Origin of the sequence: Bacillus sp. FS02 (assembly GCF_024398395.1) — a bacterium.
In the GTDB taxonomy this organism is placed as follows: domain Bacteria; phylum Bacillota; class Bacilli; order Bacillales; family Bacillaceae; genus Bacillus; species Bacillus altitudinis.
In genome coordinates this window covers 1,578,345-1,599,298 of record NZ_CP074101.1, presented here as the reverse complement: position 1 = coordinate 1,599,298, position 20,954 = coordinate 1,578,345, and the positions used below count along the sequence as shown (strand labels likewise).

The window sequence follows — 20,954 nt, the reverse complement described above, 5'->3', positions numbered from 1 at the left end:
CCAAGATAGAAAGCGTTCACGTTCGTTCTCCTTAAAAGTAGTATTTCTTAAAATATTCTAATTGCTGCTTCGTCATCATGGCTTTTTTATCAGTCCCTTCAAAAGACACGATAAATGAATTTTTGGCATACGCCGAAAAGTTCTTGATGTAATGAATATTGATGATAAACGAGCGGTGGGAGCGGATAAAGTCTTTCTCAGCTAAATCACCTTTTAACTCGTTGAGAGTTTGGTATGTTTGAATATCTCCTGTTGTTGTGACAATGGTCGTCGACCTGCCAGTACGTTCAACAAAGATGACATCCTTTTTTTGCAGTACATGGATATCTGATTGCTGCTTGATGAGAAGCCGTCCGTGAATGCTTTTCTCCTGCTTGGTGGACATGTAGCGCTCTAAGGATTTGGCGATTCGATCAGCTTGATAAGGCTTCATAATATAATCATGGACATTCAAATCAAAGGCATGGACAGCATACCCACTGTTTCCTGTCACAAATACAACATCTACATTCAGTGCATGAGAGTGAATAAGGTCTGCTAATTCATAGCCTGACATGCCAGGCATCTCAATGTCTGCAAACAATAGATCAATGTCGCCCTGTTTGACCTTCTCATATGCATCCTCCGCTGACTGCGTCACAAAAACGATGTCAACGGCATCCATTCTGCCGACAATGGCATGCAGCTTTTCTAAATCCACTCGGTAATCATCGACAAGACCTACTTTTATCATAAAAATCACCTATGACTCTTCTTATTATTTGTCTATTTTACCATTTGTTTTTTAAAATGGATCATTTCAAGACAGAAAAAGGACGTTTCGCGACATTTTTATGTCAGACAGGCGGTATTTTTTCTATCATAGACGTAGATAGTCGAAAGGGGCGAATCAAATGATTACTCTCAGCGATTGTAGTTGCTGGTTTACAGATAAGAAAAAAGTCGTAAAGGCGATGAAACATATGACGTTCTCCGTGAAGGAAGGAGAAGTCGTCGGCATTTTAGGAGAAAATGGTGCGGGGAAAACCACATTATTACGCGCCGTTGCGACATTATTGGAGCCTACTCATGGAACAGTCAATGTTGCAGGCTTTGATACAGTCAAAGAAGCAACTGAAGTGAAGAAGCGAATTGGGGTCTTATTTGGCGGCGAGACGGGACTTTATGACCGTTTGACGGCTCGTGAAAACCTTGAATACTTTGGGAAATTATATGGCTTAGATCAGCATGAAATCAAAGCAAGAATTGAGGATTTGGCAAAGCGATTCGGGATGAGGCAGTACATGGATCGCAAGGTAAAAGGATTTTCAAGAGGGATGAAGCAAAAGGTGGCGATTGCCAGAACATTGATTCATGACCCTGACATTATTTTGTTTGACGAACCGACAACAGGTTTAGATATCACATCGAGTAATATTTTTAGAGAGTTTATTCATCAGTTGAAACAGCAAAATAAAACGATTCTATTTTCAAGCCACATCATGGAAGAAGTCAGCCTGCTTTGTGACAGTGTCATGATGATACATCAAGGGGAGCTCGTGTACAAAGGAACGCTTCCAGAATTATATGCACAGGAACAAAGTGAAGACTTGAATTACATCTTTATGTCGAAGCTCGCAAGGGGAATGCATAATGTGGAAAACCGTCTTTTTAAAAGAAATGACAGATTCGCTCAGAGACAGAAAAACGCTGCTCTTAACAGTGTTGATCCCTCTTTTGACGATGCTCGGACTCGTGTTTTTCTACGAAAGCATGATCGCTGATCCAGGCGATAAAACGTATACAGTCGCAATCAATGAAAAGCTTCCGTCCGATATGAATGACATGATCAAAGAAGTGAAAAACCTGAAACTTGAAACATTTGATGACCCGCAACAAGCCGTTAAAGACGGTGAGGCAAATGCTTATCTAGAAATGCCAAAAGATGCAGGCGATATGCTTCAGCATCAAACATCGTTTGCCATTAAAGTCCATGGGTATCCAACAGATGATGATTCCGTGATTGCGGTTCAAATGCTGCAATCATTGCTTGAACAATATCAAAACCAAGTCGTAGAAAAGCGTTTGGCACAGGATCAGATCAAATCGTCAGTGATCCATCCATTTGAGGTACAATCGGTTGATGTGCAAGAAGGAGAGGACGGGGATGGAGAAAACGGGGTGACCACCATGCTGCTGTCGATTCTCCTTCCAATGATTTTAGTGACGTCCGTGATCTCAGGTGCTTTGCCAGCTGCGCTTGATATCGTAGCAGGTGAAAAGGATAGAAAGTCAATTGAAGCTTTATTCCTGACACCGGCCAGCAGACTTCAGCTTTTAATTGGAAAATGGCTAGCTGTTTCTATGTTTGGTATATTAAGTGGCATTGTGGCGATTGGCATGCTGCTGCTCTCTACATTGCTCTTTACAGAAAAGCTGAAACAAGCGCTGAACTTCGGAGATCAAGTGTGGAGCATCATCGGTGTTATGTTTGCGGCATTAATTATTTTCTCATTCATGGTATCCATGATTGAACTGCTGCTCAGTGTCGTTTCAAGCTCAGTGAAAGAAGCACAATCGTACATGTCCATGATCATTACACTAGGTGTGATTCCGATGTTTTTCACCATGAGAGCAGGCGCTATGCAGCTAGATACGTATTACTTTGCGATCCCATTCCTTAATATTCACGCACTATGCAAGCAATTGATGTTTGGCATCGTTGACCCAATGTCGATTGGCCTGACGCTCGGCTCCTCGGCGCTGACAGTGATGATCTTGTTTGTCATCGTGAGAAGTTTGTTTATGAAAGAGAAATGGATGCTTGCGAAATAGAAAGAACATTTCATTGATAGAAATGAAGAACTTGTAGATTTTTTCTACAAGTTTTTTGTTTTGTATGTTTAAGTGAGTGATAAAAAAGGGATCACAATGTGAATGAGGTGATAGAATAAAAATGCTCAGTCGTGTAAAATTGACTTCATTTCACTTAAAAGGGGTTTTGTATATGAGTGATCAATTAGAAGATGATGATGTTTTGGGGTTATGTAATATATATGCTCAGCAAACACATCATTTTGAAGCTTTCATTTTAGGGAATAAAAAAGGACTGATAGAATTGAGAAATGCAATTGATAGAGCTTTAGAAACAGGTAGTTCTGTTGCACATTTATTCCAATCTGACTATGAAGGCGATGAAACTTATATTGCTTTAGTAGACGATGAGCAAAGGTTCGAGAAATTAATCACTCCTTATGTAGAGGAATACATACAAGAAGATGATGCAGTTGATCCGATTGACATCATAAAAGGATATGATGCTGAAAAGGGGAATTTATCTTCATAGTATGTTGTATCCTTTTGTCAGTATACGCCTTACAATAAGGAGGTGCGAAAATTGCCCGCAGCTTTCAGTTATGGAATCACCTGTTTCATCGCTTTTCTACTAATCATTTTCGTTCTCACCCATAAAAAACTAGAAAAAAAATTAGATCTCACAATTTTGATTGTAGTAGCCACCACATTATTGATGGTGAATGTCTTGTGGGTGTGGGTCACCATTTTCTTCCTTACTTGCTTGTATGTCGGAATCAAATATAGACATCAATCGAAAAAAGACTAAAGAAAACCCCCGGGAACCGGGGGTTTTCTTTAGTTCTTGATGAACTTTTCAACCAATGAGCTTGTTTTGTAGTCGTTCAAATCAAGTTTCCATTGGTCGATATCGTTTTTCTTCATGTTCACTTCTACTGTTTCTTCAGAAGATGATGGTCCTAATTTTTTAAATTCATCTGGATAGATAGAAAGTAGATATTTCTGTGCATCATCATAAGATGCTGTACGGTTTTTGCTGTAGAATTCAGTTGCTTTTTCTTTTAAACGATCGACAAGCGGGCTTGCATCAATTGGTGTAAGTGTCACAGTCACGACAGCTTTATCACCGCTGATTGATTTTGTTTTCGTTGATACTTTTGATTTTTCAGCTAATGTTTCTTTCACAGCTTTTAGAAGCTTATCAAGGTTTTCGTCTTTTGCTGAGCTAGATGAAATACCAGAAGAAGAAATGTAGCCTTGTTTGAATGATTTATCAAATTCGTTTACGACAGTTGATTTGTTATCACCTGTTAGTTTTTCGAAATCGTCATTTTTCTTACCAAAAATCATGACATCAATATAAGAAGAAAGGGCTTTTGCAGACGCTTGAAGTGTATCTGCCTTTTTCATCAAGTCTTTTCCTTTAATATCGAATTCTAGTGTTTTGTCATCTTTTTTCGATCCAGAACCAGGCTCTGTGTAGACAAGTTGATAGTCTTTTTCTTTATCAACTACATAGAAAAGACCACCTTTTGATACTTTACCTGCATTTAGAGAGCTTGAAGATAATACTTCGTTGTAGTCATCAGGAGAGATGGTAGACACCTGAGCGTCATCTTGGTAAAGCGTAAAGTTGCTTTTATCCACATTCAATGGTTCTTTGCTGATGTTTTTTACAGATACATTCACTTTTAGGACATATTGATCATCCTGAACAGATGTATCGTATTGAGGTGGTAAAGTGTACTCAGCACTTTCTACTTTTACTTCAGCTGCATCAAGGGATTTTTTTGTATCGCTTTCTTTCGCAGCAGTTTTGTCTTTTCCACCACTACAAGCAGCAGCGACAACAGTTACACACAAAATCAGAAGAAACAGGGATAATTTCTTTTTAAACATGAGATGTTTTCCTCCTCGGGTTTTATGGTGAATTTCATTGGAAAGCTTTAGTTCATATCGTTCTTTTTGCACAAAAAGAAAAATACTGTATGTTTTTTACTGTAGAATGAAGCGAAAGTACTGTCAATACCTCAGTGCGTTCGAAAGGTTCATCCACTTCAAGTAGTAAAAATGACACTATGTTGAGAGGAGAAATGTGTATTTTATTGTTTGAAATCTCCTGTAAAAACTCAACATTTTATATTTTAAGGTTTTGAGTCGGATTATTGAATAGGTTCAAATGACTGTTTTTGAAGAAGATGTAGCAAATAGAAGGATTTTTATGACTTGTAAATGAGTCGTTAGTAATGAATATTTTTTCCTGTGATGTGTATGATCACTAGGTTTGTGTGTTGTTGACATAGAGACACTTGTCCAGCGAAATGTTGAGGTATTTAGACAGGCTCTCGACACGGAATGTGTCTTTTCCCTTCAAAATGGCAGTCATCTACACAGAAACCCTACATAAAATAAAAGAGAAATGAATGGGAGGTGGATGTATGGCAGTGGTAAGAGCGACAAGCTCTGATATTGATTTAATGGCCAGACTGCTGAGAGCCGAAGCGGAAGGTGAAGGGAAACAAGGGATGCTGCTTGTAGGAAATGTAGGCATCAATCGTTTGCGTGCCAACTGTTCTGACTTTAAAGGGCTGCGTACGATTCCACAAATGATTTATCAGGAGCATGCGTTTGAGGCGGTCACGCATGGCTATTTTTATCAGCGAGCACGAGAAAGTGAAAAGACACTTGCACGGAGGAACATTAATGGTGAACGATTTTGGCCTGCGAAATTCAGTCTTTGGTATTTTAAACCGCCTGGAAATTGTCCATCCACTTGGTACAATCAGCCGTTTGTGGCAAGGTATAAGTCACATTGCTTTTACCAGCCCACAGCTGAAACATGTGAGAATGTTTATAACACCTTTTAGTTTGATGAACAGCACAATCCTTTGTATTCAAGAGGATTGTGTTTTTCTTTTTTTCAAAATGGGTAACCATTGTGTATCAACAAGATGAAGCACGTGATTGGAGGAAATGAGAATGTATCAAGACTTAAAAGGGAAAACAGCCATTGTGACAGGTTCTTCTAAAGGCATAGGACAAGCCATCGCATTGAGGTTTGGACAAGAACAAATGAACGTGGTTGTGAATTATAAAGGTGATGAAGAGGGTGCTGAAGAAACAGTACAAGCCATCCAGCAGCATGGAGGTAGGGCGGTGAAAGTACACGCAGATGTCTCCAAAGAGGAAGGAATTCAGGCGTTAATGGATGCCGCGCTGGAGAATTTTAACGCACTAGACGTGTTCGTCAATAATTCGGGATTTAATGGTGAAGAAGCAATGCCGCATGAAATGACGCTGGAACAATGGCAAAAGGTCATTGATGTGAATATCACAGGCTCATTTTTAGGAGCAAAGGCAGCGATTGCCTATATGATGGAACATGATGTGAAAGGATCCATCTTGAATATATCCAGTGTCCATCAAGAGATCCCGCGTCCGTTTAATGTTCATTACTCTACTTCTAAAGGAGGAATGAATATGATGACGAAGACGCTGGCTCTTGATTATGCCGAAGCGGGTATTCGGGTCAATGCGATTGCACCAGGTACAATGGCAACGGAATCAAATGACGACCTTCAAGATGAACAAAAAAAACAAAAGCAGCTTGAGAAAATTCCAATGAGAACGTTTGGCGATCCGAAAGAGATTGGGTCCGCCGCTGCATTTCTCGTATCGAAAGAAGCGGCCTATATTACAGGTACTACATTATTTGTTGATGGAGGAATGACGCTTTATCCTTCTCAATTAAATGATGAATAATAGAAAAACATCCGCCCCATTAGCCGGCGGATGTTTTTTCTTTGTAGCGGTGTGCTGACTTTGCTGGTTTGCCGAGCAGCATAGGATACTTGCTCAAGAAAGAGATACATGGCACCATGAGCAGCAATGTACCGATCGTATAAAAGAGCGTCCAAGAAAGCTGCGCTGTATCAGAGATATTGATGCCTAGTCCGTAATAAACAAATGCCTTCATGATATCGATACCGGCAAATTGCAGGACGAGAATCACAATGGAATGACGTCCGAGATACGTCAATATCGTGGACGTTTTCAATTTGAAGCTTAAATAAATAACAGCAGCTGAACCGAGCAGTGCACAAGCATAAAAAATGAATAGATCCCCATAGTCATTGACCCGCATATCAATTCGTGAATTAAAGCTTTGCATATATGCAGTCAGTACAAGCAGACCTGTACATAACAGAAGGGTAGGATCTGTTTTTAATTCCACAAACCATTGTTTTGCTAAAAATCCGATTGAATAAAACACAACAGCCGTTAACGCAACATTGGCATTCCAAGGGAGACTCTGGTTTAACAATAGCGTGGAAGCATATCCGGCTCCACCGCAAAGGACGGTCAGTAACATCAATACAGCTGGTTTTCCTTTTGTCAGACGATGCATTAAGAAAAACAACATTTCCACTAAAAAGAGCGTCGTTAAAAACCAGATGGCTGGGTTATGCGTCAGTCTTGCTTCATCGGCATTTGAAATGAAAATTCCCGTAAATGGAACGAAGGGATCAATATCTGTTTGCCCCTTAAAGGCGAAAAATCGGGTCACCGTGAACCAGAAAACGTACGTAATAATGGAGAAATAGAGATAAGGTAAGAGCAAGCTTTTCGCTTTTTTCTGTATAAATGATATAGCAGGTTGTGAGGATGATCGAAACATCATACCTGATAGTAAAAAGAAGAGTGGCATATGAAATGAGTATATAAATTGCTTGAATGAATCAGGAATGGGTACATGTGCCATAACGACGAGCAGAATGCCGATTCCTTTAGCCGCATCCACCCAGTCGAGTCGTTTATTCATGGCCAGTCATCTCCTTCCTTCTCAGCATTGTAAACCGTTACTTCATATGTACCTCTACTATATAAAAGGTACACCTACAATGCGTTTACAGTTCGCTAACGATTAGAAGACACATTTGCGATCAGATGACAGAAGGAAGCTTTTTGACATCTCGATGTTACATTTCCCATTTTTTATAACAATGTAAAAAAAGAAGCCAATGAAAGATTGGCTTCAAAATAGTTCTGCGATTCGTTCAAAGGAACGCTGTTTTTCCATTGGATCAAATGAATTGTTTAATATCATCATCTCGTCCGTTTGATAGCGGTCCATTAAGATTTGCAGCTGTTCTTTCACTGTTTGCTTTGAGCCAACAATCATTCGCTGGCGGTTTTGTAACACTTTTTTCTTTTCTTGCTCAGTGTAATGATAGTTCTCTGCTTCTTCTATAGAAGGAACGCGACTGTCCAGCCCTTTTTCAACCCGAAGTAGCCATAAGTCTGTACTGGTGGCAATGCGGCTTGCTTCCTCGTCTGTGTCTGCACAGATCACAAAGACAGCAAACATAGACTGAGGCTGACGTGAGAAAACGGATGGAGAAAAGTGTGACCGATACGCTTCAAAAGCTTGCCGGCCTCGTGCAGGATGAATAAAATGTCCGAAAATATAGTTGATTCCAAGTGATGCCGCCTGGATGGCACTGTTTTCCCCGAGTCCAAGCAGCCAGACTGGCGGATAAGAATCAATGAGCGGAGCCGCTTTCACTCCTGCATGCCGATGACCAGAAGGCAGGCTGTCAGATAAGTAAAAAAGAAGGTCCTCCAGCTGGCGGTCAAATTGAGACAGTTCTTTCTTCACGCCGTCTGTCAAAGCGAGTCTCGTCCGTTCAATTCCGCCTGGGGATTTACCAACCCCGATCTCAATCCGCCCAGGGTAAAGGGCTTCAAGCTGGCGGGTGACTTCTGCTACTTTAAAAGGGCTGTACTGCGGGAGTAAAATCCCCCAGAGCCTGTGCGCAATGTCGATGTGTGTGAAGCAATATGTGCCATTAATATTTCAGGCGCTGTACTCGCGAGTCCTCTCGTGCTGTGGTGTTCAGCAAACCAATACCGCTCATACCCCAGTGTTTCCGCAAGCTTGGCCAGCTCTGTCGTATGAACCAATGTTTCTTGTGCGGATTGGCCTTTAGGGATGGCGACTTGATCTAATATATGAAGTGATGGCATCATCAACACCCTTTCATCAATACGTTGAATTCTATCCATAAGTATAAAGAAAGTCATGAACGGAAGGAAATGAAAGGGTTTATCACAGCTATGTACATGAATTTTCTATATCAACATATGAAGTGGGTGCGCGCCCTGTTTTTAAGCGAGAGGCTGTGTAACGGGAACATTCGACAATGTTTCACATGAAACACTTCTTTTACGACATGAATCATTTTTGTCATGGATCTTTCTTTAAAAAAATATCATCATATTGAAACCTCTTTTATACATAGATCGTATATACTAGTAAATAGAAAAAAGAGTAAGAGGCTCCAATGTCATTTCATGAATTTTGTCGAATTTTCATGTATGATGATTTTAATAGGGTCCATCGCTTAATAAATAGATTTTTATTATGCTGGAGGAGTGATTGATTTGGCGATTACATTAGAAAAAGGTCAACGTATTGATTTAACAAAAGGAAAAGCAGGACTAACCAATATTCTAGTTGGACTTGGCTGGGACCCTGTGTCACAAGGTGGCGGTTTTCTTGGAAAGCTGTTTGGCGGAGGCGGCGGTGCTGATATTGATTGTGACGCTTCAGTGCTGATGCTGAAAAATGATAAGTTTGTTGAAAATAAAGATTTGATTTACTTTGGTAACTTGAAAAGCAAATGCGGCAGTGTTGAGCACACAGGTGACAACCTGACAGGTGAAGGAGACGGAGATGATGAACAAGTCCTCGTCAACTTAAGCAAGGTACCAGGCAATGTGAATAAATTGGTGTTCGTTGTGAACATTTATGATGCACTTAGAAGAAACCAACACTTTGGTATGATTCAAAATGCTTACATCCGAATTGTTGACCGTTCAAACAATCAAGAATTAGTGAAATATAATTTGAAAGATGAATATGCAGGTAAAACATCATTAATCGTTGGAGAGCTTTATCGCCACGAGAATGAGTGGAAGTTTGCAGCTGTAGGAAATGGTACAAACGATGCGAAGCTTGCCGATATTACGAGAAACTACATTTAATTAGAAGGGAGAGGTTCCTAGTGGGAATTTCTTTAGCGAAAGGTCAAAAAATTGATTTAACAAAAACGAATCCAGGTTTAACAAAAGTAGTCGTAGGTCTTGGCTGGGATGTAAACAAGTATGATGGCGGACATGACTTTGATCTAGACGCAAGCGTATTCCTGTTAGATGCAGCAGGGAAAGCAAACTCTCCATCTGACTTTGTCTTCTACAATCAAACAACTGGCGGTGGCGGAAGTATCGTACATACAGGCGATAACCGTACAGGTGAAGGAGACGGAGATGACGAGCAGGTCAATGTTGATCTTTCAACTGTACCAGCAAGTATTGAGAAAATCTCCTTCGTCATTACAATCCATGATGCAGAAGCACGCAGCCAAAACTTTGGACAGGTGTCTAACGCTTACGTCCGTATTTTAAATGCGGCATCAAATGAAGAGCTCATTCGCTATGATTTGGCAGAAGACTTTTCAATTGAAACAGCGATTATTGTAGGTGAATTATACCGTCATGGCGGAGAGTGGAAATTCTCAGCTGTTGGATCAGGCTATCAAGGCGGACTTGCCCGCATTGCAACAGACTTCGGCTTAGATATCGGGTAACGCCCGTTTTCATATTTTCAGGAGATAGGAGAGATACGAATATGGCGATTCAGCTTTCAAAAGGACAACGTGTCGATTTAACGAAAACCAATCCAGGGCTGACAAAAGTGATGATCGGACTTGGCTGGGATACGAATAAATATTCAGGCGGAGCCGAATTTGATTTGGACGCTTCGGCTTTCTTAGTAGATGCAAACAATCGTTGTCAACAAGACACAGACTTCGTGTTCTATAATAATCTGCAGCATCCAAGCGGTAGTGTTACTCATACCGGTGATAACCGTACGGGTGAAGGAGATGGAGATGACGAGCAAATTCTCGTTGATTTCTCGAAAATTCCTGCTAACATTGATCGTATCGGAATTACAGTGACGATTCATGATGCAGAGGCACGTAGCCAGAATTTTGGACAAGTCTCTAATGCATTTGTTCGTGTTGTAAATGAAGAGGGCGGGGAAGAATTGATTCGTTTTGATTTAGGGGAGGACTTCTCAATTGAAACAGCTGTCGTCGTATGCGAACTATACAGACACGGCAGCGATTGGAAGTTTAACGCAATCGGAAGCGGATTCTCTGGCGGACTTGCTGCTCTTTGTCAAAATTATGGGTTAGAAGTGTAAAGAGAAGAAACAACTTCATTCAAGAGGCGCTGCCAATGACTCATATGAGGGTATTTTCCAAAGTGAGAAAGAAACAGCGATCAAGAATAACAGCAGGCGAAAGCCTGCTGATGCTTCTACACTTATAGGAGGAAAACCAGTTGGACATTTTGAAACATATGTTGGACACGTATGCCTCGTTTTTTGATTGGCATATGTGGGCAGAGGTATTAACAGACCCTGTCTCTTGGGGGCTTATTGGGACCCTTGTCGTGCTTGAAGGTTTGTTGTCAGCGGATAACGCACTTGTATTAGCTGTTATGGTGAAACATTTACCTGAAAAGCAGCGTAAAAAGGCATTAACCTACGGATTAATTGGCGCTTATTTCTTCCGTTTTCTATTCATTGGCGTAGGGATGCTGCTTATTAAGTTTTGGTGGATTAAGGTTCTAGGCGCTGCATACTTAGCTTGGCTGGTCATTAAGCACTTCTGGTTAGGTGACGGAGATGACGAAGCGAAGGAATTGAAAAAAGAAGGCTGGATGATTCGTGTATTTGGCGTCTTCTGGGCAACTGTTATTTCTGTAGAAATTATGGACCTTGCCTTCTCGGTAGATAGTATTCTTGCTGCATTCGCTGTATCTGAGGAAGTATGGATTCTTCTTTTAGGTGGAATGCTTGGAATTCTCATGATGCGTACAGTGGCACAATTATTCCTTGTGCTCATCGACCGTATACCAGAGCTTGAGAATACGGCATTTATTCTCATTGGAATTATTGCCATCAAAATGGGCTTAAGTGCTGCTCATATTGAAATCCCGCATCTCGCATTCTTTGCGATTATTATCCTAGCGTTTATCGGAACGTTTATTGTTCATAAAATCAATAAGAAGAAGCATCAAGGTGTAACAAACGAAGCTGCGGCTTCAAAAGAAGAATAGGACGATCAAAAAGGAATGGAGTTGACTAGCGGCTCCATCCTTTTTTGAATCATCAAGTCATTACAACAGGAGGTGGCACTGCATGCGATATTTTCGTTTTTTATCAGAGACGAGGCAGCACGATATTTTTTTTAAGCGGCCGGCGGCAGTTCATTCATTGACGCCAAGGCATGTACTTGCGCATGCATTAGGTGCTACTTTGTATATGCCTGCGACAAGACAGGATGTAGCAGACATGCTGCTTTCGCAGAAATATGAAGCGCTTTGCTCTGTTGTGTTTTGCTTGGAGGACGCCATTGGTGATCAGGAAGTGGACATGGCTGAACAGAATATAGTGGCACAATTGACCTGCCTTTCTGAGACAATTCATCAATCTCCAGAAATGGCTGAGCATTTGCCGCTTTTATTTATTCGGGTTCGTTCGCCCAAACAGCTGCTCAAAATGGCAGATTTGCTCGGTTCCTCTCTTCATTTACTGACTGGTTTTGTGTTTCCAAAGTGCTCCGTTCACAATGCAAAGGAATATGTAGACAGTTTGAAACGAGCTTCAGCACAAACTCAGAAAACACTATACGGAATGCCCATTTTAGAAACACCAGATTTATTAGAAAAAGAAACGAGATATCAGGTGTTGTCTGAGTTAAAGCAGATCATGCTGAATGATGAGGAATATATTTTGAATATTCGCATTGGGGCAACGGATCTGTGTGGATTGTACGGCATTCGCCGTGATCGCGAGACCACCATTTATGAGATCAGAGTCATTGCTGAGTTGATCACAGATATCATCAATTATTTTGGTCGTTCATTTGTGATATCAGGAGCTGTATGGGAGCATTTTGGACCGGCACGAAAAGAACAAAATCCATTCATCCGTGCAATTTCTAAGAGTGGTGAGTCTTTATCATCTGAGCTCGATCATATGCAAGGTCTGCTCAAAGAGACAAGGCTGGATGTGGTAAACGGTATTCATGGCAAGACAGTCATCCATCCAACGCATCTCAAGCCAGTTCAAAGCATGTACGTTGTCACAAAGGAAGAGTACATGGATGCATTAAGTATTTTAGAGCATGCAGATGGTACAGTCGGCGTGATGAAGAGTACCTTTTCTAATAAAATGAACGAAACGAAGCCGCACTATCGCTGGGCGGAAAACATTTTAATGAAGTCAGACATTTACGGGGTGTTTCATGAAAATAGAAGCTATATCGACATACTCACAGAATCAGAAGCCGCATACGCTGAACATCTTGGAACATATGGAGGTGGAGCTTAACCTCAAAGAGGGTACGCTTCAGCTTGAAAAAGAACATCTTTTTGACATGGCGGCACGGGTGAACAAAAAGAGAGCCTTTTTATTTGTTAGCAAGGTGCTCGGGAAACATATGCCTGTTCACCCGTTGAAGCCACTCCTCGTCTCAGGTCTTTTGGCAATGGCTTATGCAAAAGAACAAACAGGCAAGACGCCCCCGCATCAAGACGATGTAGTAGAAGCACTAAAAACGAATGATCATGTTAAGTTAACTGAAGCCTATGCTGCGCTCAAAAAAGAGAAGCTTTCGGCGGTAAACGAGCCGATTGTGATCGGCTTTGCTGAAACGGCAACAGCGCTTGGTCATGGTGTGTATGACGTCATAGAAGGAGCATCTTACATTCATACGACACGTGAACAGCTGTTGGATCTTGATCCTTCACTCGTATTTGAAGAGGAACATTCTCATGCGACAGATCAGCTTTGCTACGCAGATGACGCCTTACTTCGGACGGATCGCCCGATTGTGCTAGTAGATGATGAGGTCACGACAGGCCGGACAAATATGAATATCATTCGGGATCTGCACGCAAAGCACCCTAGATCCTCTTATACGATTCTATCCATTTTAGATTGGAGAACAGAGGAGCACGAGGAAGCGATGCTTCAGCTTCAAGAGGAGCTAGGGGTAAATATCACATCATTATCTTTATTAAAAGGGCAGATGATGTTTCGGGGGACAACGCTGGATGAGCCTGCTTATTCGTATGAAATTGCTGCGCAAGAGAAAAGACCTGAACTCTCTTTTCATTCTCTTCAATCCTTCTTTAAGCAAGTGCCATATTCACTTTCCCATGCAGTCAATCCGGCGGGGCATTCGCCGTATATCCATGAAACAGGTCGTTTCGGTTTAAGCGCAGCGGACACGGACGCCATTGATCAAGCAGCTGCTGAGGCTGGGCTGAAGCTTCAGCGAGAACGAAAAGGAAAACAGACACTCTGCTTAGGGACAGGAGAATTGATGTATGTGCCGATGAGACTTGCAGCTCATATGGGCGAAGGTGTCCTTTTTCATTCGACGACAAGAAGTCCGATTCATCCGGTTGAAAAGGAAGGGTACGCCGTTCAAAACGGATTCGCATTTTTGAGTCCAGAGGATGCCCGCATTCAGCACTATGTGTACAATATCCCTAAAGATCAGTACGATGATGTCTTTTTGTTTTTTGAGAAAAAGGTGTCTCAAGAAGCTTTGATGCCGCTGATCCACTTATTTGCTGAGCGGCATGTGAAGCATGTGCATATTGTGACTTTATCAGATGAGGTGAAGGTGAATGGCTAACGTGTATACAAAGATGGGAAGCTATCCAGAGCAGGACGTAACCTTCTTACTCAAGGATTTATCATCGATTGAGATGGAGAAAAGTACAGAAGAGCGGGAGCGCTCTATTCAAAGCGGTGCCCATTACTCAGAAATGCTGCCAATTGAATATAAGCCGACGGCATCTTATATGGACTTATTCTATCAATCTCTTGAAGAAAGTAAGCAAAAGGTAGCGGAAGCCGTAGCGATTGTCGCAGAACAAATTGTGAAAAAGCGAGGATTTCAAACCGTTCTGTGCAGCTTGGCACGGGCTGGGACACCAATCGGGGTGCTCATTAAACGGTATATCAGAAAGACATATGGTCTCGATTTGCCGCATTATAGCATCTCTATTATTCGTGATCGTGGAATAGATGAAAATGCGCTGCATTATATACTCAAAGAACATCCAGGTTTTGAGATTGCCTTTATTGACGGCTGGACCGGAAAGGGTGCTATTTCCAAAGAGCTTCAAAAAGCGGTGCTCGATTTTGAACAGAAATATGGAATTCGTCTTTCGAGTGAGCTAGCTGTGCTTGCTGATCCTGGTTATTGTACGAGTGTTTACGGAACGAGAGAGGATTTCCTCATTCCAAGTGCCTGCTTGAATTCAACGGTCTCTGGCCTAGTTAGTCGAACGGTGCTAAACAACCGCTGGATCCATGCCGATGATTTCCATGGGGCCAAGTATTATGAAGAGCTCATTGATGAGGATGTCTCTAATTTGTATGTCAATACAATTGAAGAAGCGTTTTCTGAACTTGATGCAAATGTAAAAGAGAAAGCAGAGACCCTGCTCGCAAAAGGAACGCCTCCTGACTGGCGAGGGATGACCTCCATTGAAGCGATTGGTCAGGAGTTCCAAATTGACAATACACATTTGATTAAGCCGGGCGTCGGTGAGACGACCCGTGTGCTGCTCAGAAGAGTCCCTTGGAAAATACTCATTCAGCCTGGATCTCGGGAGAAGCTCAAGCACATTTTACTACTCGCAGAGGACAGAGGCGTGCCCGTCATTGAATATGCCAACATGTCCTACACATGCTGCGGGCTCATCCGCCCGTTGGAGCAATCGTCATGAAGAATATCGCATTTGCCAGTGATTTAGACCGGACACTGATATACTCACATCGAATGCTGGAGCAGTATGCATACAAGGGAGCATACGAATTAATTGAGGTGCTGGACGACCGGCCGCTTTCCTACATGTCTATTGAAACGAAAGCATCCTTACAGGCAATTCATCAAGCAGGTTGGTTTATCCCAGTGACGACAAGAACGACAGCACAATTTGAACGAATCACTCTCTTTCAGCAAGAGATCAAACCAGAGTATGCCGTCACGACAAACGGCGGCTGTATCCTTCATCACGGCAAGCCGCTTGAGGAGTGGCAGGCGATTGTAGATGAGAGACTGCAAGAGTGTATGCCGGTGAGAGATATGCTGCGGGCGATCTCTGAACTTCCGGTTGCCGCTTGGGTGAAACGTACTCGAACAGCTGAGGGAAGATTTCTTTATTTGATTATGAAAGACGAGTTTCTTTCTCATATTCCGCTTGCTGAATTAAGGCTGTGGGGTGAGGAGAGAGGCTGGCAAGTTTCCCTTCAAGGCCGAAAGCTGTATTTTATTCCAAAGCCGCTCAATAAGTGGGCTGCTGTTGCTTTTCTAAAAGAAAGGCTACACCTTGAATATGTTTATGGAGCGGGCGACTCCTTGTTAGATGCTGATCTCATACGTCAAGCAGATAAAGGCTTCGCTCCGAGTCATGGGGAAGTCTTAGATGCTGAGCTATCGTTTGAACCGACGACAGCCTCTGGCATGGCGGCGGCAGACGAAATCGCCGCTTCTGTCGCAAAGAAGATGAACACAGCAAAAAAGCCTTCGATTCGATAGCAGAAGTAGAAGGCTGAATGATATGATAGTAGTAGCTTTCGAGAAAATATAGGAGAAAGGAAGGAGCGGCGTGAGTTATAAAGAAATCAACGTAACCCAGACACGGGCGAAACAGGAAGCCTGGAAAAACCTGCTGAAAAAGCCGCTCCCTGAACGAGACGGCTACGTCAAGGACGAGCACACCTTATCCTTGCCGCGTCTCGCCGCCCGCGTCCTTGGAACTCCGCATGATGCAACCGATTATTTTATTTATTTACATGAATTATACGAAACTGACGGCATGCATATTTTAAGTGAAACCCTCAACCGGCATATTGAGCCGGAGCACTTTCAAGCGCTCCAGCGGATTCATATGATCAATCAGGAAGAAAAGGGATTGTCCGTGAATCGATTTGTGGCTTTCTTAGATGGTGAACAGCTCATTGTCCGTCATCCAAACCCAGTGATGAACCGGCATATCCGCCTTTCGTTAATCCAGGTGTTTGAACATTTCAAGCAGCTGCATGAAGGGGGATTCCAGCATCCTGATTTCCGTCGTGTGCTGCTAGATGTAGTGAAGTTTTCAAATAATCACTTAGGACCATGGCTGAAGGAAGGCAATATGGAAGAAAAAATGCCATCTGTCATTTGGTATGGAGAGGCGAATAAAAGTCAGCTTTATTTTCTTTACTATGTCATGCTGATTGGCTGTGATGTGGTGCTGTTTCATCCAGAAGGCAAGGATCAATTTCGTGAATTAGATCCAGAAGAAAAGCTGACTTTTATTGATCAGTATCCAGGGACGTCAAAGCTTGAACCGTTCCCTACTGAAAAGCCTGAGAGGAAATCAACGGTGGCGTACCGTTCGACAAGAGAGCTTGAAGAGGTACTTCACACAGAAGATTCCATGCTGTATAAGCCATGGCAATTCAGAGATCATACCCCTCATTCTATTACGCTAAAGACAACGTATGATGAGCTGTTTTTAATTGCGAAGGAACGGTCGTTTATCCGCCCGAATTTCAAAGCAGACCGTGACACCATACAGATTCCGAATCTTTTTGCGAAGATGATGGGGGTGACGAGAGACAAGCGAGAATATTGGGACCGTATCCATACGCTAATGGAGGGGAAAGAAACGAAAACGATCCGTCATTTCCCTTTCACACAAGAAGTGTCTTCGAATTATCAATTTCATTATCAGCATGCACTTTCTAAAGCAGGAGAGGTTGACCCTGATTTGTTAATGAAAAGCAATGTGTGGCAGTTCTCGCATTTATATGAGGGCACGCAGCGTGCGATCGCAGAGGCCATTTCTCGCATTTGTCAGCATCCGAAGCTGTTAAAAGAAGGCCATGAGACTGAATTAGATGTGCGTATTTATTTATTCAAGCAGCTTCTGCATATGAACCAAGATGTAATTGAACTCATTCAAACCTTTGATTATGCCCAGACTGTACCGAAAGTGATTTTATACCATACGGAATATAATGGTGAGCTGACTCGTTCTGATGCGGCTGCCCTGATTTTCCTAAATGAAATGGGTGTGGATCTCTTCGTGTATCATCCCGCCGGCTATCAGTGTATAGAGCGGTATATAGACGATCAATTATTTGATACACATTGGCTTGATGAAATGGTCATGAACCAAGAGTTTAAAGAGCCGTCTATTGTGAGAAAGTTATTTCAATCCATTAAAAACCGATAAGGAGATCAAAGCTTATGACAAATACAAACGGAAATGACATCATTTCAATTGATAAAGAGGAAATCACGATTGAAAAGGCAGACGATATTCGCGTTCAGCTGCGCAATGAACCAGAAGTCCAAAACATTGCGAGACAGATTGATGCCAAAAATCAGCTTGAACTGCTTGAATACGGAAAACAGCCGGCTGTCGAAATCTCTAAGTTTTCTGACCGTATTCTCTCTATGATGCGTTCAACAAGTGTCACAGACTCAGGAACGATGCTTACACAGCTTGGAAAAATTATGGATCGTTTTGATAAAAATGATTTTGACGAGCCTAAGGGTGGTTTGTTATCAAAAATCTTTAAACGCGGCGGCAGCATGATCGAAAAGATTTTCAGCAAATATCAAACGCTCGGTGCAGAAATTGAAAAAATCAATGTGGAAATCAGTAAATACAAAGATGAAATGACCAAATCGACGGTTACGCTTGAAGAAATGTATGAGCATAACATTCAATACTATATGGAGCTTGAAAAGTATGTCGTCGCAGGGCAAATGAAGATCGAAGAATTAAAACAATTGGTTCCTTCTTATGAAGAAAAAGCGGCGGGGGGAAACCAGCTGGCACAAATGGAGTTGGATACGCTTCGTAATGGGATTCAAGCGCTTGAAGAGCGTGTATATGATCTTGATATGGCACGGATGGTGGCACTTCAAACGGCACCGCAAATCCGTTTGCTGCAGCGTGGTAATACGAAATTAATCGGGAAAATTAACTCTGCCTTCATCATTACGATTCCAATTTTCAAAAATGGAATCATTCAAGCGGTAACAGCGAAGAGACAAAAGCTTGTGGCTGATTCCATGAGTGAGCTGGACAGAAGAACGAATGAAATGCTGAAACGAAATGCTGAAAATATCTCAAGTCAAAGTGTTGAGATTGCTAAATTATCAGGTCGTCCAAGCATCGACATTGAAACGATCGAATCATCCTTTAATACGATTGTACAAGGGATGAAAGAGACGAAGCAGATTGAAGAAGAAAACAAACGATTACGTGAGGACGGAACAAAACGTATGCTTGAACTTCAAGATAATATTAAGAGAGCTGCCCTAGAGTCCTAAAAAAACAGGCTGTCTGTAACGAAAGTTGCAGGCAGTTTTTTCGTGAATTTGATTAAAATTTGAGAAAAAAGGTTTTTATGTGACCTTTTTCGGGTAAATCCTGTTCAGGGGCATGGTTCACCGATGAAAGAAAAAGCCCGCTACCACAAGGATTCGACTTATTTTTTAGCACAATAAGGAATTTCCAGTAAAATATTGTCTGATGAGAGAAAATACCCCGTAAAATATGTAGTTTATGAAGCATTCTATAGGATTTACGAGTAATACGGCGTATAAACTGTAATCACCAGACCTCTATATGGAATTCATACATATTGTACGGAAATAAGCGAATTCTAAAGATTGTTCGCATCATAACGCTTATGTTACGGTTATAAAGATGCTAATTTGGAGGGAAAAAATGAATTCTGAAGAGAGAAAGATCAAAATCAAGATAAATAATGTATCTAAAATTTTCGGTAAAAATGCTAAAAAAGCATCTCAAATGCTTGAAAAAGGGAAGACAAAGAGAGAAATCCTAAAAGAGACCGGCGCAACAGTTGGTGTCAATCGAGCAAATTTTGATGTGTATGACGGCGAGATATTTGTCATCATGGGGCTATCAGGGAGCGGAAAGTCCACACTTGTGCGGCTGCTGAATAGGTTAATCGAACCAACCTCCGGCGAAATTTATATTGATGGGGATATGATAACAAATATGTCAAAGGATCAATTGCGTGAAGTCAGACGGAAAAAGATCAGCATGGTCTTCCAAAACTTCGCATTGTTCCCGCATCGTACCATTCTGGAGAATACAGAATACGGGCTTGAATTGCAAGGTGTAGAAAAAGAACAGCGCCGCTCTAAAGCGCTTGAATCTTTAAAGCTTGTTGGACTTGAAGGTTTTGAAGAGCAGTACCCAAATCAATTAAGTGGCGGTATGCAGCAGCGTGTTGGATTGGCACGTGCACTAGCTAATGACCCTGATATTTTGTTAATGGATGAAGCATTCAGCGCACTAGATCCATTAATTCGTAAAGACATGCAGGATGAATTGCTTGAGCTTCATACGTCTGTAGGAAAAACAATTATTTTCATCACGCATGATTTAGATGAAGCGCTTCGTATTGGCGACCGCATTGTCCTCATGAAAGACGGGAATATCGTTCAAATCGGAACACCAGAAGAAATTCTGATGAACCCATCGAACGAGTATGTTGAACGTTTCGTTGAAGATGTAGACCTTTCTAAAGTATTAACCGCTGGTCACATTATGAAACGTGCAGAAACAGTTCAGCTTGATAAAGGGGCACGTGTTGCGCTCACGCTCATGAAGAACCTTGGTATTTCGTCTATCTATGCAGTAGATAAGAAAAAGCATTTATTAGGTGTTATTTCTGCACAAGCAGCGAAAAAAGCGGCAGAAACGGGTGCGTCGCTAGAAACTGTTCTTGATAAAGAATTTACGACAGTATTGGAATCAACGTATTTAACAGAGATCTTTGACGCGGTGTCTGATGCGAACATTCCAATTGCCGTTGTAGATGAGAAAAACAGAATGAAGGGTATTGTGGTCAGAGGTGCATTGATTGGTGCATTATCAGGTAATGATGAATATATCAACATGTCTTCTAACGAGCTAGAGGAAATTAAAGCACAAGAGCCTTCTGCACAGGAGGTAGAATAAGATGT

General features: G+C 41.8%; 18 protein-coding genes and 2 pseudogenes. 16 read left to right on the top strand and 4 right to left on the bottom strand.

The annotated features are described in order from the left end of the window. Positions 1-31 precede the first annotated feature (31 nt). Complete coding sequence (locus KFQ09_RS08010; protein ID WP_007498366.1) at positions 32-733, bottom strand: LytR/AlgR family response regulator transcription factor; 702 nt, start codon at positions 731-733, stop codon at positions 32-34. 160 nt (positions 734-893) lie between these two features. Between KFQ09_RS08010 and KFQ09_RS08005 the strand changes: the two are divergent. From KFQ09_RS08005 to KFQ09_RS07995, 3 genes and pseudogenes are all read left to right on the top strand, one after another. Further along, a pseudogene (locus KFQ09_RS08005) lies at positions 894-1,628 on the top strand (ATP-binding cassette domain-containing protein); the annotation flags it as partial. Between the two features lie 4 nt (positions 1,629-1,632). Next, positions 1,633-2,814, top strand: coding sequence for an ABC transporter permease (locus KFQ09_RS08000; protein WP_050826896.1), 1,182 nt, complete (start codon positions 1,633-1,635; stop codon positions 2,812-2,814). Between the two features lie 172 nt (positions 2,815-2,986). Continuing rightward, a complete protein-coding gene (locus tag KFQ09_RS07995) occupies positions 2,987-3,325 on the top strand; it encodes a hypothetical protein (protein WP_144740533.1) in 339 nt (112 codons plus the stop codon). A gap of 305 nt (positions 3,326-3,630) precedes the next feature. Here the strand turns inward: KFQ09_RS07995 and KFQ09_RS07990 are convergent, their stop codons facing one another. Continuing rightward, positions 3,631-4,692 carry a DUF4352 domain-containing protein gene (locus tag KFQ09_RS07990; protein WP_035390550.1) on the bottom strand — a complete coding sequence of 354 codons (1,062 nt, stop codon included), beginning with the start codon at positions 4,690-4,692 and terminating at the stop codon, positions 3,631-3,633. 539 nt (positions 4,693-5,231) lie between these two features. Here KFQ09_RS07990 and KFQ09_RS07985 point away from each other — a divergent pair. Both KFQ09_RS07985 and KFQ09_RS07980 read left to right on the top strand, forming a co-directional pair. Then, positions 5,232-5,660: a cell wall hydrolase gene (locus tag KFQ09_RS07985; RefSeq protein WP_008342138.1), complete on the top strand. Its 429-nt coding sequence runs from the start codon at positions 5,232-5,234 to the stop codon at positions 5,658-5,660. Positions 5,661-5,772: 112 nt separating this feature from the next. Further along, entirely contained in the window at positions 5,773-6,555 is a 783-nt protein-coding gene (locus KFQ09_RS07980) for a glucose 1-dehydrogenase (protein ID WP_017366553.1), read from the top strand. A 19-nt stretch (positions 6,556-6,574) separates the two neighbouring features. Here KFQ09_RS07980 and KFQ09_RS07975 read toward each other — a convergent pair whose 3' ends face one another. Together KFQ09_RS07975 and KFQ09_RS07970 are read right to left on the bottom strand one after the other, a co-directional pair. Beyond that, positions 6,575-7,615: an acyltransferase family protein gene (locus KFQ09_RS07975; RefSeq protein WP_035703090.1), complete on the bottom strand. Its 1,041-nt coding sequence runs from the start codon at positions 7,613-7,615 to the stop codon at positions 6,575-6,577. Between the two features lie 213 nt (positions 7,616-7,828). Next, positions 7,829-8,820, bottom strand: a pseudogene (locus KFQ09_RS07970) (LLM class flavin-dependent oxidoreductase). 417 nt (positions 8,821-9,237) lie between these two features. Between KFQ09_RS07970 and KFQ09_RS07965 the strand changes: the two are divergent. The 11 genes from KFQ09_RS07965 (at position 9,238) to opuAA (ending at position 20,949) form a co-directional block, all read left to right on the top strand. Further along, positions 9,238-9,840, top strand: a complete 603-nt coding sequence (locus KFQ09_RS07965; protein ID WP_017358594.1) for a TerD family protein — start codon at positions 9,238-9,240, stop codon at positions 9,838-9,840. Between the two features lie 20 nt (positions 9,841-9,860). Continuing rightward, positions 9,861-10,442: a TerD family protein gene (locus KFQ09_RS07960; protein WP_008342133.1), complete on the top strand. Its 582-nt coding sequence runs from the start codon at positions 9,861-9,863 to the stop codon at positions 10,440-10,442. A 41-nt stretch (positions 10,443-10,483) separates the two neighbouring features. After that, the gene (locus KFQ09_RS07955; RefSeq protein WP_007498343.1) at positions 10,484-11,062 is read left to right on the top strand and encodes a TerD family protein; all 579 of its coding nucleotides are present in this window, start codon (positions 10,484-10,486) and stop codon (positions 11,060-11,062) included. Between the two features lie 140 nt (positions 11,063-11,202). Next, on the top strand, positions 11,203-11,982 hold the full coding sequence (locus KFQ09_RS07950; RefSeq protein WP_008342130.1) for a TerC family protein: 780 nt from the start codon (positions 11,203-11,205) through the stop codon (positions 11,980-11,982). An 82-nt stretch (positions 11,983-12,064) separates the two neighbouring features. Beyond that, the gene (locus KFQ09_RS07945; RefSeq protein WP_017358591.1) at positions 12,065-13,258 is read left to right on the top strand and encodes an HpcH/HpaI aldolase/citrate lyase family protein; all 1,194 of its coding nucleotides are present in this window, start codon (positions 12,065-12,067) and stop codon (positions 13,256-13,258) included. Then, positions 13,242-14,573, top strand: coding sequence for a phosphoribosyltransferase family protein (locus tag KFQ09_RS07940; protein WP_098680981.1), 1,332 nt, complete (start codon positions 13,242-13,244; stop codon positions 14,571-14,573). The genes KFQ09_RS07945 and KFQ09_RS07940 overlap by 17 nt, the downstream gene beginning before the upstream one ends. Then, entirely contained in the window at positions 14,566-15,675 is a 1,110-nt protein-coding gene (locus KFQ09_RS07935; RefSeq protein WP_035703097.1) for a cysteine protease StiP family protein, read from the top strand. Before KFQ09_RS07940 ends, KFQ09_RS07935 begins: the two co-directional genes overlap by 8 nt. Continuing rightward, positions 15,672-16,487, top strand: a complete 816-nt coding sequence (locus tag KFQ09_RS07930) for an HAD family hydrolase (protein WP_017358588.1) — start codon at positions 15,672-15,674, stop codon at positions 16,485-16,487. The genes KFQ09_RS07935 and KFQ09_RS07930 overlap by 4 nt, the downstream gene beginning before the upstream one ends. Positions 16,488-16,557: 70 nt before the next feature. After that, positions 16,558-18,174 (top strand): YceG family protein, encoded by a 1,617-nt coding sequence (locus KFQ09_RS07925; RefSeq protein WP_017358587.1) that lies wholly within the window; start codon positions 16,558-16,560, stop codon positions 18,172-18,174. Between the two features lie 14 nt (positions 18,175-18,188). Continuing rightward, positions 18,189-19,283, top strand: a complete 1,095-nt coding sequence (locus KFQ09_RS07920) for a toxic anion resistance protein (RefSeq protein ID WP_024719000.1) — start codon at positions 18,189-18,191, stop codon at positions 19,281-19,283. A 400-nt stretch (positions 19,284-19,683) separates the two neighbouring features. Then, positions 19,684-20,949 carry a glycine/proline betaine ABC transporter ATP-binding protein OpuAA gene (gene opuAA / locus KFQ09_RS07915; protein WP_008342124.1) on the top strand — a complete coding sequence of 422 codons (1,266 nt, stop codon included), beginning with the start codon at positions 19,684-19,686 and terminating at the stop codon, positions 20,947-20,949. The last annotated feature ends 5 nt before the right edge of the window (positions 20,950-20,954 follow it).

Coding starts and splice junctions, on each gene's coding strand:
- KFQ09_RS07920 (WP_024719000.1), top strand. CDS start 18,189: ATGACAAATACAAACGGAAATGACATCATTTCAATTGATAAAGAGGAA.
- KFQ09_RS07990 (WP_035390550.1), bottom strand. CDS start 4,692: ATGTTTAAAAAGAAATTATCCCTGTTTCTTCTGATTTTGTGTGTAACT.
- KFQ09_RS07975 (WP_035703090.1), bottom strand. CDS start 7,615: ATGAATAAACGACTCGACTGGGTGGATGCGGCTAAAGGAATCGGCATT.
- KFQ09_RS07955 (WP_007498343.1), top strand. CDS start 10,484: ATGGCGATTCAGCTTTCAAAAGGACAACGTGTCGATTTAACGAAAACC.
- KFQ09_RS08010 (WP_007498366.1), bottom strand. CDS start 733: ATGATAAAAGTAGGTCTTGTCGATGATTACCGAGTGGATTTAGAAAAG.
- KFQ09_RS07940 (WP_098680981.1), top strand. CDS start 13,242: ATGGAGGTGGAGCTTAACCTCAAAGAGGGTACGCTTCAGCTTGAAAAA.
- KFQ09_RS07995 (WP_144740533.1), top strand. CDS start 2,987: ATGAGTGATCAATTAGAAGATGATGATGTTTTGGGGTTATGTAATATA.
- opuAA (WP_008342124.1), top strand. CDS start 19,684: ATGAATTCTGAAGAGAGAAAGATCAAAATCAAGATAAATAATGTATCT.
- KFQ09_RS07980 (WP_017366553.1), top strand. CDS start 5,773: ATGTATCAAGACTTAAAAGGGAAAACAGCCATTGTGACAGGTTCTTCT.
- KFQ09_RS07935 (WP_035703097.1), top strand. CDS start 14,566: ATGGCTAACGTGTATACAAAGATGGGAAGCTATCCAGAGCAGGACGTA.
- KFQ09_RS08000 (WP_050826896.1), top strand. CDS start 1,633: ATGTGGAAAACCGTCTTTTTAAAAGAAATGACAGATTCGCTCAGAGAC.
- KFQ09_RS07985 (WP_008342138.1), top strand. CDS start 5,232: ATGGCAGTGGTAAGAGCGACAAGCTCTGATATTGATTTAATGGCCAGA.
- KFQ09_RS07930 (WP_017358588.1), top strand. CDS start 15,672: ATGAAGAATATCGCATTTGCCAGTGATTTAGACCGGACACTGATATAC.
- KFQ09_RS07945 (WP_017358591.1), top strand. CDS start 12,065: ATGCGATATTTTCGTTTTTTATCAGAGACGAGGCAGCACGATATTTTT.